The following is a 26,959-nucleotide window of genomic DNA, read 5'->3' on the forward strand; positions in this document are numbered from 1 at the left end:
GTACGTAGTTTGCTTTCAGCCGTTTCTGCATTCCCCAACTCGCTGGTTATGGCGACTCGCACAATTTATATGGATGCAGATATGCAGGTGTTCCGCGCCACCCGTGAGCGACTGAGCCTACCGTTCGTAGGGAGAAAAAATACAAGAAAAGGTGAAACACCTTAAATGGCGAAACAAAGTGCCACGGTGGTGGTTGCCAATGCTCGATCATACGAACCCCAAAGTGACCCTCTGATGGACAACGGTGCCTGCAATGCGGTTTGCGATGCCACGCGGGAGCCTTGTCAGGCAATTAAGTAGTTTGACCGGGAACATCGTAAAGAGGAGCGGGCGCATGGGCATTCATAACGCATTTGCAGCACTTGCCAGACTGGCGCGCAAGGCGTTTACACCTGCTTTGGACGTAGAGGATACGGCTAAATTCCCTTTGCCGAATAGCGCTGCATCGATTCGACTGCTTGTGATTGCCAACGCGGTTATTCCAACTGTTCAATTGTCACTGCTTTCCCCTCTTGCCGACTCGATCGCGGCAGGCGAGGTAAGTCTGGAGTTTCTTACCGAAGAACAGATCAAGAAGGTGTTCGGTAGCAATATTCGTTCACATGACGCTCTCCAGTGGTTCCGGCAGCGTCTGATCAACAGTAAGGCTACTTGTATCTTTATTTGCCGTTACAGTGGACCATTTGCGAGTGAATTGCTCTCTTACTCTCGAGACTGTGGCATTGGTACGGTGTACTGCATTGACGATGATCTGCTAAACGTACCGCGCGAGATTGGCGAGGCGAAGTTTGCGTACCATAACCACCCACTGCGATTGACTGCCGTACGCTATTTGTTGGAAGAGGCCGACGTTGTCTATTGTTCTAACGAACGGCTGACTCAGCGTCTCGGCGAATTGGGGATCGCACGGGAGTTTTATGTAGGTTCATTGTTTTGCGCAGGCCGGGTCCTGCAGGCTCCGCGAGACGGTCAGGCGCTCACGCTTGGCTACATGGGCTTCGACCATGCCCATGACTTCCAGGTGGCGCTTCCTGCAGTTGTTCGACTGCTCAGGCGGCAACCTCACATGAAGTTCGAACTGTTCGGTCGCATTGCTCGCCCCCCACAACTGGCTGAGTTTGGCGACCGGGTGATCGAACTGCCAGTGGTGCAGAACTACGAGGATTTTCTAGCTGCGTTGGCTGCGCGTAGATGGGACATCGGTATTTGTCCACTCGCGCGTACTCGGTTCAATGAAGTCAAAAACATCAATAAATGGATTGAGTACACCTCGGTTGGCACGGCGGTGGTGGCAACGCGAGGCATGATTTACGACTCATGTTGTGCCGAAGGCTGCGGCTGGCTTGCCGAGGACGGGGGCTGGGACGATGCGTTGCAGGTTCTGGCAACCAATCCCTCGGTTCGCATGCGCCAAGTCCAGGCTGCCCAACGCAGATTAATGCAGGAATACTCGCTGGAAGCCTTGCGCGCACAAGTGCTTGATGTTGTGGGGCTGGCCACCAGAGCGGGCATGGTGCGTTACAAGGTTGTGGAGGACGATCAGGCACAAAGTCCTCCTCGTGCGATGAAGCCAAGAAATCAGGAGTCAGTCAACATGGACGATACCATTCAGAAGATCACCGACAGTATTGATCGAACAAGTAACGTCATCGGAAAGGTTCGCGAGCCAGCCTCAGTCGCCTTCGACGGGTTTGACGAACACCGCGTTCAGTCGGGCTACGTAGAATCGCTCTCCGACGATGATTTGAAGCGACTCAATGAGATGCTGCCATGGATGTGCTTCACATCCGACACAAAAGGACGCCGCTTTGGAAACATCGCCTGGAAAGGAAAGCGAGAGACACCGCAGGTGGTGCCCGATCCTCGTATCGTGCAAATGAATAAAGCTTTTGGCCTCAAAGATCGCTCTGTTTTGGAGATTGGGTGTTTTGAAGGCGTTCACACCATTGCGCTAGCGCAGTTCGGTGCAGAGGTAACTGCAGTTGACTCGCGCATTGAGAACATCGTAAAGACCGTGGTGCGATGCAACTTGTTTGGCTACAGGCCGACATCATTTGTCAGTGATATCGAGAAGGCCGAGGATATGGCGCGCCTCCCGCGAGTTGATTTTGTTCATCATGTGGGTGTCCTGTACCACCTGAAGGACCCCGTTATCCATCTGAAGCGCCTCGCTGCCCTGACTGGCAGAGGGTTTCTCCTCGATACGCACTACGCAACGCCGGAGATGGTAAACAACAAATACGAAGTAGATGGTCATGATTACCGATACTTTCACTACCGTGAGAAGGGTCGAGATGAGGTCTTCTCCGGAATGTATGACCACGCGAAATGGCTCTTGCTGGACGACCTGAAAGGCTTGTTGGCGGAACTGGGTTTCGGCAGCTTCCAGATTCTCAAGGACGAACAGCAGCGCAACGGCCCCCGAATAACCGCACTGGTTTGTCGATAAAGGCAATCGGTAACTATGCGATCGGCATCGCTACAGGTATCGCCATTATGGATAGCGAGCGCCTTTTCGAGCGTGTGCCATGCAAAAGGTACTTTTGAAAAATGCTGCCATTTTTGATCGCTAGAAAAACGATTTTGGAGTTCTTTGGAATTGATGCTAGCCATAGAAGTAGCCTAGAAGGCAGGGCAATCACTACCCCCGCAAGAGGTGTATACCCGTGACAGACAGGACTATTCATCCGATCCTGCGCAGCCACCTTCGCCTCGCATGGGATCTCGCTATGCGTGACCTTGCCGCCAAGTACAAGCGGTCTATCGCTGGTCCACTTTGGCTTGTGCTCACCCCTCTTGGTCTGCTGGGCATTTACTGGCTAGTGTTCGGCCTCATATTCGGTGTCAAGTGGCAACTTCCTCACCAGCCCGATCAAGATATAGGATTTTTGTTGCCGTTCTTCACTGGCTTGGTGGTCTATCTCACGTTATCAGACTTGGTCAATTCGTCGACTGTTTTGTTTGCCTCCAAGCGCATCTATGTTGTGAAGTCACCGTTTCCAATCTGGGTCCTATGGGTGGCCAACTTGATGCGTGCAAGCGTAAACGCAGGAGTCATGATCATTTTGCTGCTGGCGGTTGCCCTTATGCAGCATCGTCTGACCTGGAATGGCCTTGCCTGGTTCTTGCCTGCGCTGGCGTTATGTTCATTTTTTCTCTGCGGGCTGTCCTTGCTTTTGGCGGCACTAGGGCCGTTCATCGGTGACATCTCCGATGCAATGCGGTTGTTGCTTCGCATCATGTTCTATGCAACTCCCATTACATACCCTTTGTCCATGGTGCCGGAGGCGTGGCAGGGTTGGATGTGGCTCAATCCACTTACAGCTATGGTGGAGGTTTTGCGCGCCCCACTGGTATTCGGCGTCATGCCACAGCCAGCATTGCTGATGGGTTTCCCTCTCGCTTGTTTGGCCTTGTTCCTGCTTGCGAGCTGGATTTTTAGTCGCGTAAAGGGTGTTATCTCTGATGTCGTCTGATTTACTTCTAGTCGCACATGACTTGATAAAGGTCTATTCGGGTAGCCAGAGTCCGTTGGCCACGCTGCTTCAAGCACTTTTTGGCAAGTCTTTGAAAAAAGTGGATGAGTATCCCGTACTGCATGGAATTGACCTCGAAATCCGCCGTGGTGAGACCGTTGGAATCATGGGGCGCAACGGCGCGGGCAAGACCACGCTGTTGGGTATTTTGGGTAATGTGATCCAGGCAACGTCAGGCAATGTGGAGCGATTTGGCCGAATCGCAACCCTGTTGGGACTGACCGCTGGCTTTAACGCCAATTTCTCTGGCCGAGAGAACGCTTACCTTTTTTGTAGCATGCAAGGTATCAGTCGTGCAGAGACAGACAAGCGTATTGGTGCCATTGAGGCCTTTGCGGACCTTGGGCGCTTCTTCGATCGGCCCTTGCGGACATATTCCTCCGGCATGCAGTCGCGTTTGGCCTTTTCCTGTGCCATTCACGTTGATTGCGACCTCATCATTATTGACGAGACACTTGCTGTAGGTGATGCTAACTTCCGCATGAAGTGCTACGACCGAATCCGTCATATGAAGGAGTCTGGTCAGACATTCCTGTTGGTCAGCCATAACCCAAACATGCTGGCCAACTTCTGTACGCGCGGCGTGATTTTGGAGGGTGGACAAAAAGTCTTTGACGGTCCGACTTTCGAGGCTGTAGAAGCCTACAAGCGTATCCGCACCGAGGCCATGGGGGAAGATGACTTCGAGGGAAAGATTGTCGGCAGTACAAAACCGGATTCAACGCTTTCCAATGACGCAGTTCTGGACGGTTTTCAGATATCGGAACGGCGAGAGGGAGATCGAGTGCTTGGTGTTGTGCGTGCGCACTTATGCGCGCGACGCAACATTAAGTACCTAGCACTGAATTTTGGAATTACTAATCAGCATGGAATCACGGTGTGTGCACTTGATGGCTCTCGTGCTGGCTTTAACATCGGGGAACTAAATGCAGGTGATTCACGTCCGGTAGAATTGAGTTTTGAGCGCAAGCTAGCTCCTGGACGTTACTTCGTGAGCTGTATTGTGCATGAGCTTATTGGTGACGTAAAAAGGCCTTTGAGTCTTTACCAAAATTTCGTGTATTTTGATATTCCTGGGAATTCTGCCACAAGCGGCATTGCAGACCTGGGGATGGCTATAAGAGTGTTATAAAAAAGACTAATATAGATGACCATTTCCGAGAATTATCGTGATCTCAATCGGCAGTTGCATGCTGAAAACAATGCTTTTGGGACGAGTGGCAGAAAGTGGGCCGTTGCAGTTGAATTTTTACATGCAAGATTCAAAATTAGTTCTGTTTTGGATTACGGCTGTGGAAAGCAGACTCTTTCTTCTGCTTTGCCTGCGCTTAACATCGCGGGCTATGATCCCGCAATTCCAGAGTTGTCCGCAAAGCCGGCTTCTGCTGATTTAGTTGTTTGCGGGGATGTTCTTGAGCACATAGAACCTGAATACCTTGATAAAGTAATTGAAGATCTTGATGGTCTGAGTAAAAAAATAGCTTTCATTGTGGTGTCAACACGTGAAGCGGCAAAAACACTTCAAGATGGAAGAAATGCCCATCTAATTGTTAAGCCAGCTGATTGGTGGGTCAGAAAACTCGAGTCTAGATTTGACATCTTGTTTCTATTTGAGAATCAGGCAGCTTCGGAATTGGTTGTTTTGATGGCAAGTAGGAAATCTAAGGTAATGAGTGTTTTAAATAAAGCAAGATGGATTTTTGGTGATCGAAGCTACGCTTACTTGTTCTCGACTTGTGCTGAGGTATACAGAAAGTGACCTGTGGTAGTTTAGCTACTCATGGTTGCCTTTCGCATGTCAAAATCAGAATGAGAAAGTTGCAGTTCAATTGTTTCTAGACGATTGAAGAAAATTAAAGAATAGAAGACTTTGCCGATGCTCAATACTGTGCCTATTCGTGTATTCGTTGCGGCTACTTCAGCTGAATGGCTGCCGACTCGCGTCCTCGAGTTTTCCATTAAGGAGACGAGTGCGTTGCCAGTCCAGCTCCACCGTATTGCATCGTTCGAGCGTACCATTCCCATGCCGCTCGAGTTGCGTAATCGTCCGCGTACGCCCTTCTCATTCCAACGCTTCCTTATTCCCGAGCTGTGCAATTACGAAGGCCGAGCCATCTACCTTGACGCTGACATGCAGCTGTTCACCGACATCGGTGCGCTGTGGAACGCTCCAGTGGATGGGTACGACCTGCTAACGGTGCGCGAAGGCACCGACGGCCGCAAGGGGCAGTTCAGCGTGGTGCTGCTCGATTGCGAGCGGCTGCAGTGGCGCATCGAGTCCATTGTGCAGGGGCTGGATGAGGGCCGCTACACTTACGAGCAGCTTATGCACGAGATGTGCGTAGCCAGCAGCGTCGGGCGTACCTTGGACTCTGGTTGGAACAGCCTCGAAAAATACGAAGCTGGTCGAACTCACCTGCTGCACTACACCGACATGGATACTCAGCCCTGGGTGTCGTTGAACAATCCCCTGTCGCATCTGTGGGTGGGGTGCCTGCGCCGTGCGGTCGACGCCGGCTTCATTACAAAAGAGGTACTGGCCCGAGAGATTGCCGCCGGCCATGTTCGCCCCTCGCTGATGAAGGAGCTGAAGCAGCCGGAGGTCCACGACAGTGAGTTGCTCCGGCTGGACGCAGGATTCGTGGCGCCCTACAAGTCTATCCGCAGCGGCAAGGTGCGCCCATGGACGTCGTGGCGTTCAATGTTGGTCTCCTACGTGCGCCGCGGCCTGCATCGACTGACTAGGTCGGCGAATCGATAAGCAAGGCGTCCACCTGCACAAATTGAATCCGAGCCTAATGCAACCACTCATGGAACAAACATTCTCGATCAAGGAGATGTCGAATCAAGGCCCGTTCGCGCTGTTCGCTGGCATGAACGTGCTTGAGTCCAAGGATCTCGCGCTCCGCATATGCTCCGAATTCGTTCGTGTCACGTCGAAGCTCGGCATTACCTACGTGTTCAAAGCCAGTTTCGATAAGGCCAATCGCTCGTCCATCCATTCCTACCGTGGGCCGGGGCTGGATGAAGGGCTCAAGATATTTGAGGCTATCAAGGCGGAGTTCGGCGTGCCAGTCATCACGGACGTCCATGAACCTTGGCAAGCCGCGCCCGTAGCCGAGGTGGTCGACGTTCTGCAGTTGCCGGCTTTCCTGGCTCGTCAGACCGACTTGGTGGTGGCCTTGGCCAAGACAGGTAAGCCCATCAACATCAAGAAGCCCCAGTTCTTGAGTCCATCTCAGGTGTTGAACATCGTGGAGAAGTTCAAGGAGGCCGGCAACGAGCAGTTGATGCTTTGCGATCGGGGAACCTGCTTCGGCTACGACAACTTGGTGGTGGATATGCTGGGTTTTGGTGTGATGAAGAAGGTCACTGGTGGTTTGCCGATCATTTTCGATGCGACCCACGCCCTGCAGCAACGCGATCCATCGGGTGCAGCCTCTGGTGGACGGCGTCAACAGATTGCTGACTTGGCTCGTGCCGGCATGGCGGTGGGGCTTGCCGGCCTCTTCCTGGAGGCACACCCGGAGCCCGATAACGCCAAGTGTGACGGTCCCAGTGCCTTGCCGCTGAACAAACTGGAAGCGTTCCTTGGCCAGATCAAGGCGGTGGATGACTTGGTGAAGTCATTTCAGTTTCTGGATATTGCCTAGCCAACTGTCGCGCTGATGCTTGATCCAGGCCCTCAACCGAGAGTATCGGTTGTAATCGTCAACTGGAATGGAGAACGGTTCCTCGACCGCTGCCTTTCGGCGTTATTGGCCCAGACAGTTGCGCCACACGAGATCATCTTGATAGACAACGCAAGCACTGACGCCTCGCTCGTTATTGCTCGTCGTTTTCCATCAGTCCGTGTGCTGGTACAGAACGAGAATCTGGGTTTTGCTCGGGGCAACAACTTGGCGATCGCGGCTGTCTCTGCTGAATCCCAGTGGATCGTGACGTTGAATCCTGATGCTTTTGCAGAACCGAACTATCTGGAGGCCTTGTTGGCTGCGGCAGGTGCCAATCTCGGGTTTGATTTTTTTGCGAGCAAGCTGGTCAACGCCGCAGATACGACGTTACTTGATGGAGAAGGGGACGCGTACCATCTGAGCGGACGAGTTTGGCGCATTGGACATGGCGTTCCTGCGCCATCATTATCTGAACCTGTGCGCGAAGTGTTCTCGCCTTGTGCAGCCGCAGCGATGTATCGGCGTAGTGATCTTCTTGAGCTTGGCGGATTCGACGAGGATTATTTTTGTTATTCGGAAGACGTTGACCTCGGGTTTCGCCTGCGGTTGGCGGATTATCGTTGTCTCTATGTGCCCGCGGCGGTAGCGCACCATGTTGGCTCGGGTACCACAGGCAGCCAGCACAGTGATTTTGCTGTCTATCACGGCCATCGTAATCTGGTCTGGACCTTTGTAAAAAACATGCCAGGCGCTTTGTTCTGGCTGATGTTGCCACTGCACGTTGTATTGAATCTCGTGAGCATTATCTGGTTCGCTTTGCGCGGTCAAGGCGCGATCATTATTCGAGCCAAGCGCGATGCTCTATCTGGTGTGCCCAGGATGTGGCGCAAGCGCAAGCAGATTCAAAAAGCGAGGGTCGCGTCGATCTGGGGTATCTGGCGGGTCTTGGACAAGCGCTTGCTCCCAATGGGAAGAAAAGCATGATCCCTACGGTTTCCGCCATCATCGTCAATTACAACGCTGGCCCTTTGCTGAGCGGTTGTGTGCATTCCTTGCTCGCCTCCTCGCTGGCGATTGAGATTATCGTGGTGGATAACGCTTCGCATGACGGGAGCCTGGAAGACCTTCCGGTCGCACCACACATTCGCGTTATCCGAAACCCGAGCAATGTAGGATTTGCAGTGGCGTGCAATATTGGTATGGCTGCATCGTCCGCGCCATCCTTGCTGTTCCTGAACCCTGACTGTGCTTTTCAACCCGGTGCTGTTGCGACACTATTGTCTGCCTTGCAGTCTGCCCACCAGGTGGGCATGGTAGGTGGTTTGCTGGTCAATGAGGATGGAATCGAACAAGGTGGTGGGCGGCGGGCTGTACCCACGCCATGGCGTTCGTTCGTAAGGGCCTTTGGCTTGTATCGCTTTGCCGACCGCTGGCCCAAGCTGTTTTATGATTTTCATCTGCACAAGCAGCCCTTGCCTGAAGGCCCGATCGAGGTCGAAGCCATTTCCGGTGCGTGCATGTTGGTCAAGCGTGAAGCGGTGGAAGATGTGGGTAGTTGGGATGAAGGTTATTTTCTGCACTGCGAGGACCTGGATTGGTGCATTCGCTTTCGGAGAAAGGGCTGGAAGATTCTTTTTGTGCCCGATGCACGCATTTTCCATGCGTTAGGTGCGTGTAGCCGGTCGCGTCGTGTGTTTGTCGAATGGCACAAGCACAAGGGCATGTTGCGGTTCTATGGTAAATTTTTTCGTCGTCAGTATCCGGGTGCGTTGATGTGGCTGGTGACGCTCGGCGTGTGGTTGCGCTTTTGTTTGGCTGCGATTTACTTGACAGTCCGGCGTTGGCTCGCCGAGTTGGGGTTGATTCGTGGCTGAATTGTGAGCTTCCCTCTGTATTTCGCCTTCCAACTCGTTGGCATTAAGCCGCCATTCGTTGCTCATGCTGAGCGCTGATCCAATCGTTGAGGAACCGCGCAGGCGAAGAGTGGCCCAGTCAGGGCATCGATCACGACCTGCGCCGTCATCCTCGACCCGATCGACCCGCCGGCTACGCCAGGTGCACCGGGCCGGTGAGACGCTGTTCATCGATCACGCGAGCATAGTGCCCCGCCCGCCACCCACGCTTCTCGATTAGCATCCTCGGATGCCCGGCGCATCCTGCAAGCACAATTCCGCTGCCGACGTCCCTCCGCGGGCGGCCACCAGCGCCGGCCCGCCCGGGATCAACCCGGCCCAGACCAGGCTGCTCGCCCGCATCGGCCTGCGCACGCTCGCCGACCTCGTACTCCACCTGCCCCTGCGCTACGACGATGAGACCCGTCTGTCGACCATCGCCGAGGCGACACGGGTGCTCGGCGGTGGTGCGGTCGTGGTGGAGTGCGTCGTGCGTGACGCGCAGGTCCGGTTCAAGCCCCGGCGCACGCTGGTCGTCACGGTCGACGACGGCACGGGCGAGCTGACGCTGCGGTTCCTCAACTTCTACCCCAGCCAGCAGCGCGCGCTCGAGCCGGGCGTGCGCATCCGGGCCGTGGGCGAGATCCGCGGCGGATTCATCGGCGCGGAGATGGTCCACCCGCGCTGGCGGGTGCTGACTGAAGGCACGCCGATGCCGGACCGGCTGACGCCGGTCTATCCGACCACCCAGGGTCTGTCGCAGCCCGTGCTGCAGCGGCTGGTAAGTCGGGCGGTCGCGCAGGCGGACCTGTCCGAAACGCTGCCCGCGTCATTGCTCGGCGGCCTCGGGCTGCCGCCGTTCGCCCAGAGCCTGCACCTGCTCCACGCCCCCCCCGCCGACATCGACGCCGCCGCCCTCACCAACCGAACCCACCCCGCCTGGCGCAGGATGAAGTTCGACGAACTGCTGGCCCAGCAGCTCTCGATGCGCATGCACCGCAACAGCCGCTCGTCCCGGAGCGCACTGCCGCTGCCGTTGGCCGGCAGGCTGGCGCGGCAGGTTCTCGCCACCGCCGGCCTCGACCCGACGCGCGCCCAGGCGCGCGTGCTCGCCGAGATCTCCGCCGACCTGGCGCGCGGCCAGCCGATGCAGCGGCTGCTGCAGGGCGACGTCGGCAGCGGCAAGACGCTGGTGGCGGCGCTGGCCGCCGCCCAGGCGGTCGAGGCTGGTACGCAGGTGGCAGTGATGGCGCCGACCGAGCTGCTCGCCGAGCAGACCTTCCGCAAGTTCGAAGGGTGGTTCGCGCCGGCTGGCGTCGAGGTGGCCTGGCTCGCGGGCAGCCTCACGAAGAAGAAGCGCGCCGCCGCCTGTGCCCGGCTCGCCGCCGGCGAAGCCTCGATCGCCGTCGGCACCCACGCGCTGTTCCAGCAGGGCGTCGATTTCAGCAAGCTGGCGCTGGCCATCGTCGACGAGCAGCACCGCTTCGGCGTGAACCAGCGGCTCGCGCTGCGCGGCAAGGGGCTGGACGCCGGCGCTGCATCCGCCAGCACTGCGTCTCCAGCCGAGGCGCACCTGCTGATGATGACCGCCACCCCCATCCCGCGCACGCTGGCCATGGCCTGCTATGCCGACCTCGACGTGTCGACCATCGATGAGCTGCCGCCCGGCCGCAGCCCGATCGCCACCCGGCTGGTCGGCGACCATCGCCGCGACGAGGTCATCCAGCGGGTGCGCGACGCCTGCATGCAGGGCCGCCAGGCCTACTGGGTGTGTCCGCTGATCGAGGAGTCGGAGGCGCTGCAGCTGCAGACGGCGGTGGATACCCACGCCGCGCTGTGCGCGACCTTCCCCGAGCTGTCGGTCGGCCTGGTACATGGCCGGCTGAAGGCGGCGGAGAAAGCGACGACCATGGCCGCGTTCAAGGACGGTGCGCTGCAGCTGCTGGTGGCCACGACGGTCATCGAAGTCGGCGTCGACGTGCCCAATGCCTCGCTGATGGTGATCGAGCATGCCGAGCGGATGGGGCTCGCGCAGCTGCACCAGTTGCGCGGGCGGGTCGGGCGCGGCAGCGCGAAGTCGTCGTGCATCCTGCTCTACCAGACGCCGCTGTCGCCGCTCGCCCGCGAGCGGTTGAAGGTCGTGTTCGAGAGCAGCGACGGCTTCGAGATCGCCCGCCGCGACCTCGAGTTGCGCGGCCCGGGCGAGTTGATGGGGGCGCGGCAGAGCGGCCTGCCGATGCTCCGCTTCGCCGATCCGGTGCAGGATGTCGACCTGCTGGAGGCTGCCGTCGAGGCGGCCGGGCCCTTGCTCGAACGCGAGCCGGAGGCCGCCCGGCGGCATCTCGCCCGCTGGCTGCCCGAAGCCTTGCAATGGTTGAACGGGTGAGCGCCCGCTGACGCCGAAACCCAATGCCGGCATAGAATCGACCGTCGGCGTGTCGCCGTGGACTGAAGTCATGCGTATTCCTGCCGATAATCTCTCACGGGCCGCTGATGCACCGCGTGCGCGCTGGCACCGTGTCGTACCCGCATTGCCGGGGCAGCGTGCCTGGCTGACCGGCGAGGGATCGCTCACCCAGCGGCTCAGGCAGGCGGCGCGGACGTTTGAAGTGGTGCGCCTCGCCCAGCAGCGGGGTGGGGCCTGCAATGATGAAGTGGCCTGTATCCGGTCTGCGGCGGGGCGCGGTAACCGCCTTCAGGGGCGACCGGGGGCTCAGCGCGGCGTGTCGCGAAGGCTCGCCACCCTGACAAGGGAGGTACTCCTGGTATGCGATGGTCTGCCGACGGTCTTCGCGCACAGCGTGATCGACGCCTCCGCGTTGCGTGGCCGCTGGCGCTGGCTCGCCGGGCTCGGCGTACGGCCGCTCGGCGAAGCGCTGTTCAGCGACCCGCTGGTTCGGCGCGGCCCGCTGCGCTTCCGCCAGCTCCGGGCGCCGGACCGTCGCTACCGGAGCGCCGCCGCCGAACTTGCCGCGCGCGGGCTGCCCGTTCCCCGGTCGCTCTGGGCGCGGCGGTCGGTGTTCAGCGCTGGCGGGCGGCAATTGCTGGTGACAGAGGTTTTCCTGCCCGCCGTGGCATCCTTGCGCCCGGTGCACGCGCCGCAGTACGCAGTCCCGCGGATGCAGCCGCGCACACCTTCCGATGAACACGCCGATGGCCGATAGCGCCCGCGCAGGTCCGATCCCGCTCGCGACCCGCCTGTCCCATTACGAAAAGCTGATGCGCCTGGATCGCCCGGTGGGCATCCTGCTGCTGCTCTGGCCCGCGCTGTGGGCGCTCTGGCTGGCTTCGAGGGGGCAGCCCGACCTGGTTCTGGTCTGGATCTTCGTGCTCGGCGCGGCGCTGATGCGCTCGGCCGGCTGCGTGGTGAACGACATCGCCGACCGGAATTTCGATCGCCATGTCGCGCGCACCCGTGACCGCCCCATCACTGCCGGGTTGGTCGGCGTGAAGGAGGCACTGGTGCTGGCGGCGGTGCTGACCGTACTCGCCGGCTCGCTGGTGCTGATGCTGAACTGGCTCACCATCGCGATGTCCCTGCTCGCGCTGATGTTCGCCTTCACCTACCCGTTTACCAAGCGGTTCTTCGCTGTACCGCAGGCCTATCTCGGCATCGCATTCGGCTTCGGCATCCCGATGGCCTATGCAGCCGCCACCGGCGGCGTGCCGCTGGTGGCCTGGGTGATGATGCTCGCCAACGTGTTCTGGGCGATCGCCTACGACACCGCCTATGCGATGGTCGATCGTGAGGACGACCTGAAGATCGGCATCAAGACCTCGGCGATCACCTTCGGCCGCTTCGACCTGGTCGGCATTGCGCTCGCCCATGGCGCGTTCCTGCTGACGATGATCGCCGTCGGCGTGATGACCGGGCGCGGCGGGGTCTACTTCGGCGCGCTGGTGCTGTGCGCGCTGCTCGCGCGCTACCAGGTGGCGCTGTGCGCCACGCGCGAGCCGCAGCAATGCTTCAAGGCGTTCATGAACAACATTGCGGTGGGCGGTGTCGTGTTCGTGGGGATTCTGATGGATGGGTGGTTCAGGGTGGCGTTGTAGGGCCGATGGGGCCATTCCAGCTCGGGTGTCGCCTCCCGGGCTTGCCGTATCATGCGGTTCCAGCTTGGAGACCATGATGGAGCAACTAGAGCGCATAACCCAGCAGCCAGGTGTGATGGGCGGTAAGGCTTGCATCCGCGGCCAGCGGGTCACGGTTGGCATGGTCGTCGCCCAGATCGGAGCCGGCCGCACCGTCGACGAGCTACTCCGCGACTATCCGTACCTGGAACATGAAGATGTGATGCAGGCGCTGCGGTATGCGGCGTGGCGGGCCGAGGAACGTGAGGTCCATCTGCATCCGGCATGAAGTTGCTTGTCGACATGAACCTGTCGCCGCGTTGGATCGATTTCCTCGAAGGCGCCGGTTTCGAGGCGACGCATTGGTCGACCACAGGAGTTGCAGACGCCACGGATCACGCGATCATGGCGCATGCGCGAGCCAACGATTTCGTTGTCCTGACTCACGATCTCGACTTTGGCGCGATCCTGGCGGCGACCCGCGGATACAAGCCGAGTGTCGTGCAGGTGCGATCGTCGAACGTCAGCCCGGAAGCCGTCGGGCCCGCCGTTGTCGCGGCCCTGAGGCAGATGAGCCAGGATCTGGAGGCGGGCGCGCTGGTCACCGTTGATCCGGTTCGCGCACGGTTGCGGGTGCTCCCGCTTTAGCTCGGTGTTGTCCGCACCTGTCCGGCCGGTGTGGAGTTGGCTGGCAGCGCCGCATTCGTTGACCTTAGGTTGCCCCCGTTCATACACTTCTGGGCCCTTCTGGAGACTTTCATGAATACCGTAATCCGCGAATCGGGCGAGCGTGCGGCGATCGCCCCTGCGCAACCGGCAGTTGCGATTGAGCCTACTGCCGAGGTTGTCTACTCACTGCTGGAACTTGTCGCGGGCATTTCTCCACGCAATTTGCATGGCGAGGTTGACTTCGGTGCGCCCGCTGGCAAGGAAACGACCTGATTGAAATACTACGACCTGCGCGACTTCATCGCGCAACTGGAAACCCTCGGTGAACTGAAGCGCATCGCCACCCCGGTGTCGCCCAACCTCGAGATGACCGAGGTGTGCGACCGCGTGCTGCGTGCCGGGGGCCCGGCCATCCTGTTCGAGCAGCCGACCGGGCACGCGATGCCGGTCCTCGGCAACCTGTTCGGCACCACGAAGCGCGTGGCGCTCGGCATGGGCCAGGACGATCCGTCGGCGCTGCGCGAGATCGGCAAGCTGCTGTCCTACCTGAAGGAGCCTGAGCCGCCGAAGGGGCTGCGCGATGCCTGGGACAAGTGGCCCCTGCTCAAGCAGGTGCTGAACATGGCGCCTAAGGAGGTCTCGCGGCCGGCCTGCCAGCAGCAGCGCATCGAGGGCAGCGAGGTCGATCTCGGCCGGTTGCCGATCCAGACCTGCTGGCCGGGAGACGCCGGGCCGCTGGTCACCTGGGGCCTCACCGTCACGCGCGGCCCGGTGCGCGCGCGGCAGAACCTCGGTATCTACCGGCAGCAGGTGATCGGCCGCAACAAGCTGATCATGCGCTGGCTCGCGCATCGCGGCGGCGCGCTCGACTTCCGTGACCATGCGAAGGCGCATCCCGGCCAGCCGTTCCCGGTCGCGGTGGCGCTGGGCTGCGATCCGGCGACCACGCTCGGTGCGGTGACGCCGGTGCCCGACACGCTGTCCGAATACCAGTTCGCCGGGCTGCTGCGCGGCGGTCGCACCGAGCTGGCGAAATGCATCGGCAACGACCTGAAGGTGCCGGCCACCGCAGAGATCGTGCTCGAAGGGGCTATCCATCCGGACGCATCCTCGCCGACCGGCTGGGAGACCGCGCTGGAAGGCCCGTTCGGCGACCACACCGGCTACTACAACGAGCAGGACCGCTTCCCGGTGTTCACCGTCGAGCGCATCACCCATCGCAGCGATCCGTTGTACCACTCCACCTATACCGGAAAGCCGCCGGACGAGCCGGCCATCCTCGGCGTCGCATTGAACGAGGTGTTCGTACCGCTGCTGGTGCGCCAGTTCCCCGAGATCGTCGACTTCTACCTGCCGCCGGAGGGCTGCTCGTACCGGATGGCGGTGGTCAGCATCCGCAAGCAGTATCCCGGGCATGCGAAGCGGGTGATGTTCGGCATCTGGAGCTTCCTGCGCCAGTTCATGTACACCAAGTTCATCCTGGTGACCGACGACGATGTCGACGTGCGCGACTGGAAGGAAGTGATCTGGGCGATGACCACGCGCGTCGATCCGGCGCGCGACACGCTGCTGGTCGAGAACACACCGATCGACTACCTCGACTTCGCCAGCCCGGTGTCTGGGCTGGGTTCGAAGATGGGCATCGATGCCACCAACAAGTGGCCCGGCGAGACCACGCGCGAATGGGGCACGCCGATCGCCATGAGCGCCGAGGTGAAGGCGCGCATCGATTCGATCTGGGGCGGGCTGGGGCTGTAGCGGGGCAGCTGCTGGCGCCTCAGGCTGCTGCCGCCGCTGCCGCGTCGGCGAGCATCATGTCCGCTGCCTTCTCGGCGATCATCACCGTCGGCCAGTTGGTGTTGCCCGAGACCAGCGTCGGCATCACCGAGGCGTCGACCACGCGCAGGCCTTCGACGCCGTTCACCCGCAGCTGCGGATCGACCACCGCGTCGCGGTCGGAGCCCATCCGGCAGGTGCCGACCGGGTGGAAGATCGTCGCACCGTGGTTGCGCGCGAACTCGAGCAGGTCGGCATCGCTGCGCGCATCGGGCCCGGGGCGATACTCGTCGAGCGTGTAGTCCTTCATCGCATGGGTGGCGGCGATGGTGCGCGCCAGTTTCAGCCCGGCCACCGTCGTCTCGCAATCGAGTTCGGTCGACAGGTAGTTGGGCTGCATCGCCGGTGCCTGTCGAGGGTCGTTCGACTTGATCCGGACAGTGCCGCGCGAAGTCGGCCGCAGCTGGCAGACCGACATCGTGAAGCCCGACCAGGGATGCGGCGCGGCGCCGGCCATCTCGGCCGACAGCGTCGCGAAATGGAACTGCACGTCGGGCGTCTGCGAATGCGGCATCGCGCGGGCGAACAGCCCGCCCTGGTTGATGCCCACCGCGAGCGGACCGCTGCGCCGGAACAGCCATTCCAGGCCCATGCCGAACTTGCGCGTGAGGCTGCGCAGGTCGTCGTTGGTGGTGACCGGTTTCGCGCAGCGGAAGATGGCGCGCACCTGCAGGTGGTCCTGCAGGTTCTCGCCGACGCTGGGGAGCGCATGCACTACCGGGATGCCATGCTCGGCCAGCAGCGTCGGGTCGCCGATACCCGAGAGCTGCAGCAACTGCGGTGATTGCAGGCCGCCGGCCGAGAGCACCACCTCGCGCCGCGCGCGGGCGACCATCGTGCGGCCGCCCTTCGAGTACTCGATGCCAGCCGCGCGGCGCCCGTCCATCAGCACGCGATGGACCATCGCCTCGGTCTCGATGCGCAGGTTGGGCCGGCCTCGGGCCGGCTTCAGGTAGGCCACTGCGGTCGAGCAGCGCAAGCCGTTCTTCGTGGTCAGCTGGTAGTAACCGGCCCCTTCCTGCGTGGCGCCGTTGAAGTCGTCGTTGCGCGGGATGCCGACCTCGCCAGCGCCGGCGATGAACGCGTCGACCAGCTCGTGTGGCCGGCCGATGTCCGATGCGCTCAGCGGCCCCTCGCCCCCGTGGTACTCGGAGGCGCCGCGCGAATTGCCCTCGCAGCGCTTGAACCAGGGCAGCACGTCGTCCCAGCCCCAGCCGGTGTTGCCGAGCGAGGCCCAGTGGTCGTAATCCTCGCGCTGGCCGCGGATGAAGATCAGGCCGTTGATGGAGCTCGACCCGCCCAGGCCCTTGCCGCGCGGCCAGTAGATCTGCCGGCCGTTCATCGTCGGCTCGGGCTCGGTCTTGAACATCCAGTTCCATGTCGGGTGGAACATGGTCTTCGCGTAGCCGATCGGTACGTGGATCCACGGGTACCAGTCGCGCTTGCCGGCCTCGAGCAGCAGCACGCTGAAGCGCCCCCCCTCCGACAGGCGGTTGGCGAGCACGCAGCCGGCCGAGCCTGCGCCGACGACGATGAAGTCGTACTCCGGGCCGCTGGCGGGCGCGGACGAGCGGGCGAGGGCGGCGGGAGCCTCGATGGACGACGACATTGTCGGGACATAATGACATGAGGCATTCCGTTTTTCAAAGGATTGCTTGCCGAGGCGCGGTTTAGCTGCTAACGTTTTTCCTGCAATGCAGGAACGTTGGGCGCCGTGCACCGGCCGCCGGCAGGGTCGCAGCACCCGGTCGCAGCGGACATCGAACAGCCGGGGCGGCGCATTCCCGAGCGGGAGGACAGGCACGGTGCCGCGCAGTGCGACGGCAGCGGCAAGTCGAGCCCGCACAGACCGGCCAGGAGGCAATGCAATGCATGACTCGACGGGCAAGCGCCCGATGCGGTGGTTCGCGGCGGCGTCGCTGCTGCTCGCGATGTGCTCGGCCACGGGTGCCTTCGCGCAGCAGTTCACCCAGTGGGGCTGGCCGCAGCCCTATGAGCGCATCTCCGAAAAGTCCATCGCCTGGATGAAAGAGCGTGGCTGGTGGCCGATGACTGTCGCCTACCAGCCACCGTGGTCCGGCCAGAACGCGATCTTCTCTGTGATGAACCAGCAGAAGTTCCTGCAGGCGCGCGGCATCGAGGCGAATTTCCAGGCCTTCCCGTCTGGCCCGACGCTGAACGAGGTGTTCATCTCGGGCCGTGCCCAGGTCGGCAACGGCGGCAACTTCCCGATGAACACGCTGATCGACCGCAACGTGCCGATGCGGGTGATCGCGCTGATGTCGCCGAACCTGCGCCACCAGATCATCGTGCCGAACGACTCGCCGCTGAAGACCATCGCCGACCTGCGTGGCGGCAACCCGGCCACGAAAGAGCCGTGGGTGATCGGCATCGCCACCGGTTCCTCCGCCGAGTTCTACCTGCAACTGTCGCTGGCCTCGAACAAGCTGGTGATCGGCAAGGACGTCACCTTCCGCAACATGCCCCCGCCCGAGCAGGCGCTGCTGCCGCGTGGCATCGACGCGATCGTGCCGTGGGATTTCACCAACTCGCTGGTGATCAACGAGCGCAAGACCGGTCGCCCGATCGACGTTCACTATCCCTACGTGATCTACCTCGGCGTCACCTACGTCCGGCAGGAACTGGTCGACAACGTGCCCGACGTGGTGCAGGCGCTGACCGATGCGATTGCCGAGTCGCAGTTGTGGATACGTCTCAACCCCGAGCGCACGGTGGATGCCCTCCTGCAGGATCCCAACCTGAAGCTGGTGCCGCGCACCCTGCTCGCGCAGCAGGTGGCCGAGTACAACAACCAGTTCAAGCCGACCTACCTCTATCCACACACGGCGTTCTGGTTCCGCGAGAACGACCGTACGGTGAACTGGCTGTACGAGACCAAGCGCATGAAGACGCCGCTGCTCGAGAAGGAGTTCCAGGCGGTGTTCCGTCCCGAATTCATGGAGCGCACCTTCAACCGCCTGGGCTGGCGCGTGCCGGCGCAGCCGCCGTTCATCCAGGCGGGCTGGACCGGCACGGTCGGCAAGCCACCGTACCCGGAGTACCTGACCTTCCTCAACATGAAGGCGCCGCAGGCCTTCCCGGAGGCTGGCGATCTGGTGCGTCCGTGGAGTTTCAACGGCCAGATGTTCAAGCCGTAACGCGGTCGGGGCCATGTACGACGCCGCGCCGGTGCCCGCGCTTCCGCCGTCCGCCATCACCCCGGAAGAACGGCGGGCGCTGGATGCGCTGCGCCGTCCACCCAACCTGTTCCAGCGCTTCTCGCGCTGGCTGGGCCTGGTGGTGTTTTTCGGTGCATGGCAGCTGCTGTCGGTGGTGATCCTGCCGCGCATCGATGCCAACCTGGTGACGCTGATGCCACCGCCGACCGCGGTGGCAGCGGGTGCCTGGGAGCTGATCCAGTCGGGCGACCTGGCGAAGCACTTCTGGGCGAGCCTCAAGCGCGAGGCGATCGCCTTCGCCTATGCGTCGGTGGCCATTCCCTTCGGGCTGCTGATGGGCTGGTCGAAGACCGCGCAGAACCTGTTCGAGCCGGTGTTCGAGATGCTGCGGCCGATTCCGCCGATCGCATGGATCCCGCTGGCCATCCTGTGGTTCGGCATCGGCGACCTGCAGAACCAGTTCATCATCTTCCTCGGGATCTTCTTCCCGCTGCTGATCAACACCATCTCCGGCGTGAAGAACGTCGAGCACAACGTCATCCGCGCGGCGCGCTGCCTCGGCGCATCCGAGTTCGACGTGCTGGTGAAGATCGTGTTCCGCGCGGCGCTGCCGCAGATCGTCACCGGCATTCGCGTCGGCCTGGGCGTGGGCTGGATGGCGCTGGTCGCGGCGGAACTGGTCGGCGCCACGTCCGGGCTCGGCTGGCTGATCTCGGATGCGCGCAGCGTGCTGCGTACCGACATCATCCTGGTCGGCATGATTTCCATCGGGGTCGCCGGGCTGGTGATCGACCAGGGCCTGCGGTGGGTCGCGAAGAAGATGCTGCCCTGGTCGCTGGCCATGACGCGCTGAAGACCGCTCGCAGAAAACGACAGGACAGGCAACGATGGGCGTGCTCGACATTCGCAACGTGGTGAAGATCTATCCCGGTCACGGCCCCGCCGATGAACCGGTGAAGGCACTGGCCGACATCTCGTTCACCGTCGGGCAGGATGAGTTCTGCTCGGTGCTCGGGCACTCCGGCTGCGGCAAGACCACGCTGCTCAACATCATCGCCGGCTTCGACGACGCGACCCTCGGCACGATCCATCTCGACGGCCGCCCGATCGGCTCGCCTGGCTGGGAGCGGGCGATGATCTTCCAGGACTACGCGCTGTTCCCCTGGCTGACCGTGCTCGGCAACGTCGCCTTCGGGCTCGAGATGAAGCGGGTACCGACCGAGGCGCGCGCGCGCCTCGCGCAGCGGCAGATCGAACTGGTCGGCTTGAGCGGGTTCGAGCATCGCTACCCGCACCAGCTGTCGGGCGGGATGCGCCAGCGCGTCGCGATCGCCCGCGCGCTGGCGGTCGACCCGGCAGTACTGCTGATGGACGAGCCGTTCGCCGCGCTCGACGCACAGAACCGCAGCATGCTGCAGGACGAAATGGTCCGCATCTTCATGGAGCAGCGCAAGACCATGGTGCTGGTCACGCACTCGATCGAGGAGGCGATCAAGCTGTCCGACCGCATCATCGTGATGACCCGGCGCCCCGGGCGGGTAAAGGCTAACATCGAGGTGGACATGCCGCGACCGCGGCGCGAAGAAAGCCCCGAGTTCGTCGCGCTGAAGGCGCGCATCCGCGACCTGATCCATGACGAATTCGACCTGTCCGAACTGCCCGGTGCCGCCGTACCGACCGCTGCAACCCCTGCTGCAGGCGCCAGCCCGGCCTGACCGGAGCGCCGGGCGAGCTGGGCGTCGATCGATGCTCGTCTCCTGAGATGGCTGCCGTGACCTCCGACCGCGATTCGGCGCTGCTGCGCGGCCTGCGTGCGCTCGAAGTGCTCGCAGCGTCCGATCGTGCGCTGCCACTGTCGGCTGTAGCCGATGCGCTGGGTCTGCCCAGGCCGACGGTGCACCGCATCCTGCGCCAGCTCGCGGTGGCCGGCTTCCTCGCACAGGAACCGGCCGACCGCAACTACATGCTCGCGCGCAGGACAGCCCGGCTGGCGGTCGATGCCATGCGCCACGGCGCGCGGCAGGCGGGCCGGCGGGCGATCCTCGAGCGGCTGGTCGCCGACCTCAACGAGACCTGCAACATCACGATGCTCGACGGAGCCGAGGTGGTGTATGTCGACCGGGTGGAGTCGCAGTGGCCGCTGCAGATGACGCTGCAGCCCGGGTCGCGCGTGCCGCTGCATTGCACTGCCAGCGGCAAGCTGTTCTTCGCGCTCCTGCCGGCGCGAACCCGCAAGCGGCTGCTGGCGACGCTGCCGCTCGAGCGCCGCACCGCGCGCACGCTGGTCGAGCCCGCGCTGCTCGAGGCCGAGTTCGCACGCATCCGCGAAGCGCGCTTCGGCACAGACAACGAGGAATTCCTCGACGGGCTCGTGGCCGCCAGCGTCCCGGTGATGGACGCGGCGGGTCGGCCGATCGCTGCGGTCGCGGTGCATGGTCCGGTGGGCCGCCTGTCCTTCGATCGCGCACTCAGCCTGGTGCCCCGGCTGCGGCAGGCCGCTGACGAACTGGCAGAGGCGTTCGAGGTGGACTGAGACGCCGTCGGGCAGGTCCGTCCGCTTCGGCACCGCTGATACACTCGCCACCCCATGCCACCGCCCCTCGATACCCCGTCCCCCGCGCAGCCGTCGGGTCCGTCCGCGCGCGTGCCGCATGGCGTCGATGCCGCCACGCTGGCCGCCGCGCTGCGCCGGGCGGTGTCCGGCGAGGTGCGCTTCGATGCCGGCAGCCTGGCGGTGTATGCGCACGATGCCTCGAACTACCGGCAGGTGCCGATCGGCGTGGTGCTGCCGAAGACGGTCGACGATATCGTCGCCGCGGTCGCGGTGTGCCGCGAACACGGGGCGCCGATCCTGCCGCGCGGCGGCGGTACCGCGCAGAACGGGCAGACGGTCAACGTGGCGGTGGTGCTCGACTGCTCGAAATACCTGAACCAGGTGCTCGAGGTCGATCCGCAGGCACGCAGCGCGCGGGTCGAGCCGGGCGTGGTCTGCGACGCGCTGCGCGATGCGGCCGAAGCGCATGCTCTCACCTTCGGGCCTGATCCGGCGACCCACAGCCGCTGCACGCTCGGCGGCATGATCGGCAACAACTCCTGCGGTGCGCACTCGGTGATGGCCGGCAAGACGGTCGAGAACGTCGAGGCGCTCGAGGTGCTGACCTACGACGGCCTGCGCCTGTGGGTCGGACCGACGCCCGACGACGAGTACGAACGCATCGTCGCCGAGGGCGGGCGGCGGGCGGAGATCTATACAAAGCTGAAGGCCCTCGCTGACCGGTATGGCGAGCTGATTCGCACGAAGTATCCGAAGATCAAGCGCCGCGTATCGGGCTACAACCTCGACCAGTTGCTGCCGGAGAACGGCTTCAACGTCGCCCGTGCGCTGGTCGGCACCGAAGGGTCGTGCGCGATCACGCTGCAGGCAAAGACGCGCCTGGTGAGAAGCCCGCAGAAGCGGGTGCTGCTGGTGCTGGGCTATCCCGACATCTATGTCGCTGGCGACGCGGTGCCGCAGATCCTGCCGTTCGGCCCGATCGCCACCGAAGGCCTCGACCAGAAGATCATCGGCGGGCTGCGGGTGCGTGGGCTGCGGCTGGCCGACATTGCGAAGCTGCCGGCCGGCGATGCCTGGATCATGATCGAGTTCGGTGCTGACACCGTCGGGGCGGCCAGCGCGCAGGCGCAGGCGCTGGTCGACCACTACGCCGGTCGGCCGGATGCACCGTCGCACTGGCTGATCGACGACCCGGCGGTGGCCGAGGCGATCTGGACGATCCGCGAGACCGCGGCCTCGGCCAGCGCGCTCGGGCTGGAAGGCAGCCGCGATCCGCAGGTCGGCTGGGAAGATGCAGCGGTCGACCCGATGCGGCTGGGCGACTACCTGCGCGAGTTCCAGGCGCTGGTCGACCGCTACGGCTACGAGACCTCGCTGTACGGGCATTTCGGCGATGGCTGCATCCATGCGCGCATCACCTTCGACCTGCGCACGCCGGAAGGTATCAAGCGCTGGCGTGCGTTCACCGAGGATGCCGCGCACCTCGTGGTGCGCTATGGCGGGTCACTGTCCGGCGAGCATGGCGACGGCCAGGCCAAGGCCGAGTTCCTGCCGGTGATGTACGGGCCTGAACTGATGCAGGCGTTCCGCGAGTTCAAGGCGATCTGGGACCCCGAAGGCCGGATGAACCCGGGCAAGCTGATCGACGCCTACCGCATCGACGAGAACCTGCGCTACGGGCCCGGCTACAGCCCGATCCGCTTCGAGACGCGGATGAACTTCACGACGCCCGAGGGAGACGGCTTCGCGCGTTCGATCGAGCACTGCGTCGGCATGGGCAAGTGCCGGTCGCAGAGCGGCGGCGTGATGTGCCCCAGCTACCGGGTGACCGGTGAAGAGAAGTACTCGACGCGCGGCCGCTCGCGGTTGTTCGGCGAGATGCTGCGCGGCGAGGTGGTCAAAGGCGGCTGGCAATCCGAGGCCGTGAAGGAAGCGCTCGACCTGTGCCTGTCGTGCAAGGGCTGCAAGAGCGACTGCCCGACGCACACCGACATGGCGAGCTACAAGGCCGAGTTCCTGTACCACTACCACCAGCGCAATCGGCGGCCGGTGCAGGCCTGGAGCATGGGCTTCATCCATCGCTGGGCGCGCCTGGCTTCGAAGATGCCGCGGCTCGTCAACTGGTTCACGCAGACGCCGGGCCTGAACGTGCTGGCCAAGCAGTTGGCCGGGATCGCGCTGCAGCGCGACGTGCCGAAGTTCGCTGCGCGCACGTTCCGCCAGTGGTTCGCCGGCCGTGCGAAGGTGTCCGCCGCCGCTGCGTCGCCCCGCCGGGTGATCCTCTGGGCCGATACGTTCAACAACCACTTCCACCCCGAGACGGCGATGGCGGCGGTGAAGGTGCTCGAGCACGCGGGCTACGAGGTGTCCGTGCCGCAGGCGCACCTGTGCTGCGGGCGGCCGCTGTACGACTTCGGGTTGCTCGACCAGGCCGAACGGCAGCTGCGCGAGATCATGCAGGCGCTGGCTGCCGACATCGAGGTAGGCACGCCGATCGTCGGCCTCGAGCCGGCCTGCGTCGCGGTGTTCCGCGACGAGCTGCTGAAGCTGTTCCCCGACGATCCGCGTGCCGGCAAGCTGGCGCTGCAGGTGCGGTTCATCACCGAGTTCCTGGTCGAACAGGGTGTCTCGTTCCCGGGGCTGGAGATCGATGCGATCGTGCACGGGCATTGCCACCAGAAGTCGGTGATCGGCATGGGGTCCGACAACAAGGTGCTCGACGCGATGGGTGTTCGCCACACCATGGTCGAGTCGAGCTGCTGCGGCATGTCCGGTTCGTTCGGCTTCGATCCGAAGCACTACGACCTGTCGGTGAAGGCGGCCGAACTGTCGCTGCTGCCGGCGCTGCGTGCCTGCGGCGCTGATACCACGGTGGTGAGCAACGGCTTCAGCTGCCGCGAGCAGATCGCGCAGCTCGGCGACCGTCGCGCGGTCCACGTCGTCGAACTGATGGCCGAGGCGATCGACCGCGGCGAGGCCCGTGCGGCGCGAAGCGGTACAGCCGGGGGCGCCGTCTGATGCGCGCGGCGAGTCCGCGTTGAGTCCGCTGGAGGTGCTGACGCCGGCCCTGCTGCTGTGGGTCGTGGTGGTAGTCGCGGTCGCCGCCTGGGTCTACGGCGTGCTGGGCGTCGGCCTGCCGCTGATCGCGACGCCGTTGCTCGCGCTGGTGATGCCGCTCCAGGATGCGGTGATCGTGCTGGTGGTGCCGGTGCTGGTGGCGATCTTCGTGTCGATCTGGTCGGTGCCCGATTTTCTCGGTACGCTGAAGCGATTCTGGTTCATGCCGGTGGCGGCGTTCGTCGGGGCGGCGATCGGCGCCCAGCTGTTCATCCGCGTACCGCATTTTCCGTATGCGCTGGTTCTGGTCGGCGCGATCTTCATGTGGCTGTGGCTCGACTGGCAAGGCAAGAGCGAGTCGGCCTGGATGAAACGCCATGTGGTCGCCTCTGGCCTGCTGTTCGGCTTTGCCGCCGGGATATTCGAGACCACCGCGAACGTCGCCTCGCCGCCGCTGATCGCCTACTACGCCGGGCTGGGGCTCGCCCCGGTGGCGATGATCCAGGGGTTCAACCTGTGCTTCCTGCCCGGCAAGGCGACGCAGTTCGTGACCTTCACCATGCTCGGCGGCGTGACGATGACGCAGTGGGCGATGACCGTGCCGCTGGCGGCAGTTACCGTGATCGCGCAGAAGCGCGGCATCCGCGCGCGCGAAGGCGTCGATCCGAAGACCTACCGTCAATGGCTGCGGCTGGCACTGGGCGCGATGGCGGTGGTGATCCTCACCCAGTACGCGCTGGGGCGATAGCCGGCAGGGTAACGGGCGCGGGCCTCGGGTCTCCGGAGGCCCGGCCGGACGGGCTGATCAGCCCTTGGTGGTGTCGAGCAGCGTCTTCAGCTCGCCCGACTGGAACATCTCGGTCATGATGTCCGACCCGCCGACGAATTCGCCGTTCACGTACAACTGCGGGATCGTCGGCCAGCTCGCATATTCCTTGATGCCCTGACGGATCTCGGGTTCTTCCAGGACGTTGACCGAGAAGAACGTGTCTACGCCGCAGGCCGACAGGATGCGCACCGCGTTGGCACTGAAGCCGCACTGCGGGAAGCTCGGGTTGCCCTTCATGTAGAGCACGACCGGGTGGCCGGTGACCTGCTGATGGATGGTGTCGTGAGCGCTCATGGTGTTTTACCTCGGCATATGACGGAAAGGCAGCAGGCGGTGCCGCCGATCGAGGCGGGAAGATACGAGAAGTCGAGTAATTCGGTCAAGTAAGAGTCCTTGCCCATCCGGCGGCATCCGTCGGGGTCAGACCCTGGGGTCAGACCCCGGGGTCAGCAGCGTGGCTGGAGCTTGTCCTCGAACCAGTCCCACATCACCGCGACGACCTTGGTCAGGTAGTCGCGCTGGCAGTGCTGGGCGCCTCCTTCCTCGGCGGTGAACACGCGCAGGGTCTTGTCCGGCGAGCCGCTCGCAGCGTACAGCGACTGGGCATCGACCAGCGGCACCTGCTCGTCGTCGGCGCCGTGCACGATCAGGAACGGGCAGCGCATCTGCTGCACCACGCCGTCGAGCCGGAATGGTTCGAGCTTCTCGAGCGCCTGTTCGACCGTGTCGACGCCGAGGATCCAGGTGATGTGGTGGCCAGGTACCGACAGCGAGGTCTTGAACGAGGCGTCGATACGCTTCTTCCAGGTCGCGTAGTAATCCCAGATCGCGCCCCAGGCGATACACGCGGCAAAGCGCGGCTCGAGCGAGGCCATGCGCGGCGAGTAGTAGCCGCCGAGGCTGATCGCGACCACGCCGACCCGCTTGGCGTCGACATCAGCGCGCGTCTCGAGCCAGTCCATGCAGGCGGAACCGGCCTTCTCGTAGTCGTGGCGCAGCACCATGCCGCGGAAGCGGATCGCTTCACCGGTGCCGGGGCCGTCCATGATCAGGCACGAGATGCCGCGCTTGATCAGCTCGGGCACGCCGCGCATGAACTGGATCTCTTTCGTCACGTCCAGCCCGTCGAAGTACACCACGCACGGCTTGCGCCCTTCGGACGAATTCTGCGCATGCACGAAGTAGCCGGGCAGGCTCGCCCCTTCGAACGGGATCTCGACGATCTCGATCTTCAGGTCGGTCTCGCCGATGTAGCGGTGGAAGCAGTCGACGCCGCGCTTGTACGACGCCAGTGCCGCCGCATCCTTCGGCGTGCGGAAGCGCTCGGCCATCTGGTAGTAGTTCGCCGCGCGCAGGTAGGCGGCTGCCGCCGAATAGCGGTGGCCCGACTGGCTGCGCTCGTTGGCGAACGCGGTCACCGTGTCGGCCACGGTGTTGCAGGCATCGAACCAGGCCTGGTCGTCCTCGGGGCCCTTGCCCTTGAGCAGGCGGCCGATACGGTCGAGTTCGCCGATCTCCGAGCCACCGTACGGCGCCGATCCGAGCATGTTGATGAATGCAGACGACCACCGGTAGTTGCCGGGAAAATACATGAAGTACTGGGGATCTTTCTTCGCCTCGTTCGCTGCAGCCATCGTGTCGCCTTTCATGGATACGGTTGAT

24 protein-coding genes are annotated in these 26,959 nt (G+C 62.8%); 21 read left to right on the plus strand and 3 right to left on the minus strand.

Annotation, left to right across the window (positions count from 1 at the left end):
• Positions 1-334: 334 nt before the first annotated feature.
• From ING98_05445 to ubiD, 15 genes are all read left to right on the plus strand, one after another.
• Positions 335-2,449, plus strand: coding sequence for a methyltransferase domain-containing protein (locus ING98_05445; GenBank protein MCA3101297.1), 2,115 nt, complete (start codon positions 335-337; stop codon positions 2,447-2,449).
• A 217-nt stretch (positions 2,450-2,666) separates the two neighbouring features.
• Positions 2,667-3,476, plus strand: coding sequence for an ABC transporter permease (locus ING98_05450; protein ID MCA3101298.1), 810 nt, complete (start codon positions 2,667-2,669; stop codon positions 3,474-3,476).
• A gap of 55 nt (positions 3,477-3,531) precedes the next feature.
• A complete protein-coding gene (locus ING98_05455) occupies positions 3,532-4,668 on the plus strand; it encodes an ABC transporter ATP-binding protein (protein MCA3101299.1) in 1,137 nt (378 codons plus the stop codon).
• A 15-nt stretch (positions 4,669-4,683) separates the two neighbouring features.
• The gene (locus ING98_05460; protein MCA3101300.1) at positions 4,684-5,295 is read left to right on the plus strand and encodes a hypothetical protein; all 612 of its coding nucleotides are present in this window, start codon (positions 4,684-4,686) and stop codon (positions 5,293-5,295) included.
• A 216-nt stretch (positions 5,296-5,511) separates the two neighbouring features.
• Complete coding sequence (locus ING98_05465; GenBank protein MCA3101301.1) at positions 5,512-6,297, plus strand: glycosyl transferase; 786 nt, start codon at positions 5,512-5,514, stop codon at positions 6,295-6,297.
• A gap of 49 nt (positions 6,298-6,346) precedes the next feature.
• Positions 6,347-7,189: a 3-deoxy-8-phosphooctulonate synthase gene (kdsA, locus tag ING98_05470; protein ID MCA3101302.1), complete on the plus strand. Its 843-nt coding sequence runs from the start codon at positions 6,347-6,349 to the stop codon at positions 7,187-7,189.
• A gap of 15 nt (positions 7,190-7,204) precedes the next feature.
• Positions 7,205-8,194, plus strand: coding sequence for a glycosyltransferase family 2 protein (locus ING98_05475; GenBank protein ID MCA3101303.1), 990 nt, complete (start codon positions 7,205-7,207; stop codon positions 8,192-8,194).
• Entirely contained in the window at positions 8,191-9,084 is an 894-nt protein-coding gene (locus ING98_05480) for a glycosyltransferase family 2 protein (protein MCA3101304.1), read from the plus strand. Before ING98_05475 ends, ING98_05480 begins: the two co-directional genes overlap by 4 nt.
• Positions 9,085-9,352: 268 nt before the next feature.
• A complete protein-coding gene (recG, locus tag ING98_05485; protein ID MCA3101305.1) occupies positions 9,353-11,488 on the plus strand; it encodes an ATP-dependent DNA helicase RecG in 2,136 nt (711 codons plus the stop codon).
• Positions 11,489-11,711: 223 nt separating this feature from the next.
• Positions 11,712-12,266 (plus strand): chorismate lyase, encoded by a 555-nt coding sequence (locus ING98_05490; GenBank protein ID MCA3101306.1) that lies wholly within the window; start codon positions 11,712-11,714, stop codon positions 12,264-12,266.
• Positions 12,267-12,282: 16 nt separating this feature from the next.
• Positions 12,283-13,155, plus strand: a complete 873-nt coding sequence (gene ubiA, locus ING98_05495) for a 4-hydroxybenzoate octaprenyltransferase (GenBank protein ID MCA3101307.1) — start codon at positions 12,283-12,285, stop codon at positions 13,153-13,155.
• A 76-nt stretch (positions 13,156-13,231) separates the two neighbouring features.
• Positions 13,232-13,462, plus strand: coding sequence for a DUF433 domain-containing protein (locus ING98_05500; protein ID MCA3101308.1), 231 nt, complete (start codon positions 13,232-13,234; stop codon positions 13,460-13,462).
• Positions 13,459-13,821, plus strand: coding sequence for a DUF5615 family PIN-like protein (locus tag ING98_05505; protein ID MCA3101309.1), 363 nt, complete (start codon positions 13,459-13,461; stop codon positions 13,819-13,821). The genes ING98_05500 and ING98_05505 overlap by 4 nt, the downstream gene beginning before the upstream one ends.
• Positions 13,822-13,932: 111 nt before the next feature.
• Entirely contained in the window at positions 13,933-14,115 is a 183-nt protein-coding gene (locus ING98_05510) for a hypothetical protein (protein MCA3101310.1), read from the plus strand.
• On the plus strand, positions 14,116-15,600 hold the full coding sequence (gene ubiD, locus ING98_05515; protein ID MCA3101311.1) for a 4-hydroxy-3-polyprenylbenzoate decarboxylase: 1,485 nt from the start codon (positions 14,116-14,118) through the stop codon (positions 15,598-15,600). It abuts the gene before it with no gap.
• A gap of 19 nt (positions 15,601-15,619) precedes the next feature.
• On the opposite strand, the gene ING98_05520 is transcribed toward ubiD, so the two are convergent.
• Positions 15,620-17,287 carry a choline dehydrogenase gene (locus ING98_05520; protein MCA3101312.1) on the minus strand — a complete coding sequence of 556 codons (1,668 nt, stop codon included), beginning with the start codon at positions 17,285-17,287 and terminating at the stop codon, positions 15,620-15,622.
• A gap of 259 nt (positions 17,288-17,546) precedes the next feature.
• On the opposite strand from ING98_05520, the gene ING98_05525 reads away from it, so the two are divergent.
• Genes ING98_05525 through ING98_05550 form a run of 6 tightly spaced genes read left to right on the plus strand, consistent with a single transcriptional unit; the run spans position 17,547 to position 25,216 of the window.
• Positions 17,547-18,836: an NrtA/SsuA/CpmA family ABC transporter substrate-binding protein gene (locus ING98_05525; protein MCA3101313.1), complete on the plus strand. Its 1,290-nt coding sequence runs from the start codon at positions 17,547-17,549 to the stop codon at positions 18,834-18,836.
• 13 nt (positions 18,837-18,849) lie between these two features.
• Positions 18,850-19,710: an ABC transporter permease gene (locus ING98_05530; protein ID MCA3101314.1), complete on the plus strand. Its 861-nt coding sequence runs from the start codon at positions 18,850-18,852 to the stop codon at positions 19,708-19,710.
• A gap of 34 nt (positions 19,711-19,744) precedes the next feature.
• Entirely contained in the window at positions 19,745-20,572 is an 828-nt protein-coding gene (locus tag ING98_05535) for an ABC transporter ATP-binding protein (GenBank protein MCA3101315.1), read from the plus strand.
• A gap of 47 nt (positions 20,573-20,619) precedes the next feature.
• The gene (locus tag ING98_05540; protein ID MCA3101316.1) at positions 20,620-21,390 is read left to right on the plus strand and encodes an IclR family transcriptional regulator; all 771 of its coding nucleotides are present in this window, start codon (positions 20,620-20,622) and stop codon (positions 21,388-21,390) included.
• Positions 21,391-21,444: 54 nt separating this feature from the next.
• Positions 21,445-24,429, plus strand: coding sequence for an FAD-binding oxidoreductase (locus ING98_05545; GenBank protein MCA3101317.1), 2,985 nt, complete (start codon positions 21,445-21,447; stop codon positions 24,427-24,429).
• A gap of 19 nt (positions 24,430-24,448) precedes the next feature.
• The gene (locus ING98_05550) at positions 24,449-25,216 is read left to right on the plus strand and encodes a sulfite exporter TauE/SafE family protein (GenBank protein ID MCA3101318.1); all 768 of its coding nucleotides are present in this window, start codon (positions 24,449-24,451) and stop codon (positions 25,214-25,216) included.
• Positions 25,217-25,273: 57 nt separating this feature from the next.
• Here the strand turns inward: ING98_05550 and grxD are convergent, their stop codons facing one another.
• Positions 25,274-25,591, minus strand: a complete 318-nt coding sequence (gene grxD, locus ING98_05555) for a Grx4 family monothiol glutaredoxin (protein MCA3101319.1) — start codon at positions 25,589-25,591, stop codon at positions 25,274-25,276.
• 152 nt (positions 25,592-25,743) lie between these two features.
• Complete coding sequence (locus tag ING98_05560; GenBank protein ID MCA3101320.1) at positions 25,744-26,931, minus strand: alpha/beta hydrolase; 1,188 nt, start codon at positions 26,929-26,931, stop codon at positions 25,744-25,746.
• Between the last annotated feature and the right edge of the window lie 28 nt (positions 26,932-26,959).

This window comes from Rhodocyclaceae bacterium (assembly GCA_020248265.1).
Taxonomy (GTDB): Bacteria; Pseudomonadota; Gammaproteobacteria; order Burkholderiales; family CAIKXV01; genus CAIKXV01.

Bases quoted from the DNA above. Each gene is read 5' to 3' on its own strand.
- ING98_05480 (MCA3101304.1), top strand. From the start codon at position 8,191: ATGATCCCTACGGTTTCCGCCATCATCGTCAATTACAACGCTGGCCCT.
- ING98_05510 (MCA3101310.1), top strand. From the start codon at position 13,933: ATGAATACCGTAATCCGCGAATCGGGCGAGCGTGCGGCGATCGCCCCT.
- ING98_05540 (MCA3101316.1), top strand. From the start codon at position 20,620: ATGGCTGCCGTGACCTCCGACCGCGATTCGGCGCTGCTGCGCGGCCTG.
- ING98_05505 (MCA3101309.1), top strand. From the start codon at position 13,459: ATGAAGTTGCTTGTCGACATGAACCTGTCGCCGCGTTGGATCGATTTC.
- recG (MCA3101305.1), top strand. From the start codon at position 9,353: ATGCCCGGCGCATCCTGCAAGCACAATTCCGCTGCCGACGTCCCTCCG.
- ING98_05500 (MCA3101308.1), top strand. From the start codon at position 13,232: ATGGAGCAACTAGAGCGCATAACCCAGCAGCCAGGTGTGATGGGCGGT.
- ING98_05530 (MCA3101314.1), top strand. From the start codon at position 18,850: ATGTACGACGCCGCGCCGGTGCCCGCGCTTCCGCCGTCCGCCATCACC.
- kdsA (MCA3101302.1), top strand. From the start codon at position 6,347: ATGGAACAAACATTCTCGATCAAGGAGATGTCGAATCAAGGCCCGTTC.
- ING98_05560 (MCA3101320.1), bottom strand. From the start codon at position 26,931: ATGGCTGCAGCGAACGAGGCGAAGAAAGATCCCCAGTACTTCATGTAT.
- ING98_05545 (MCA3101317.1), top strand. From the start codon at position 21,445: ATGCCACCGCCCCTCGATACCCCGTCCCCCGCGCAGCCGTCGGGTCCG.
- ING98_05460 (MCA3101300.1), top strand. From the start codon at position 4,684: ATGACCATTTCCGAGAATTATCGTGATCTCAATCGGCAGTTGCATGCT.
- ING98_05520 (MCA3101312.1), bottom strand. From the start codon at position 17,287: ATGTCGTCGTCCATCGAGGCTCCCGCCGCCCTCGCCCGCTCGTCCGCG.
- grxD (MCA3101319.1), bottom strand. From the start codon at position 25,591: ATGAGCGCTCACGACACCATCCATCAGCAGGTCACCGGCCACCCGGTC.
- ING98_05475 (MCA3101303.1), top strand. From the start codon at position 7,205: ATGCTTGATCCAGGCCCTCAACCGAGAGTATCGGTTGTAATCGTCAAC.
- ING98_05445 (MCA3101297.1), top strand. From the start codon at position 335: ATGGGCATTCATAACGCATTTGCAGCACTTGCCAGACTGGCGCGCAAG.
- ING98_05535 (MCA3101315.1), top strand. From the start codon at position 19,745: ATGGGCGTGCTCGACATTCGCAACGTGGTGAAGATCTATCCCGGTCAC.
- ING98_05525 (MCA3101313.1), top strand. From the start codon at position 17,547: ATGCATGACTCGACGGGCAAGCGCCCGATGCGGTGGTTCGCGGCGGCG.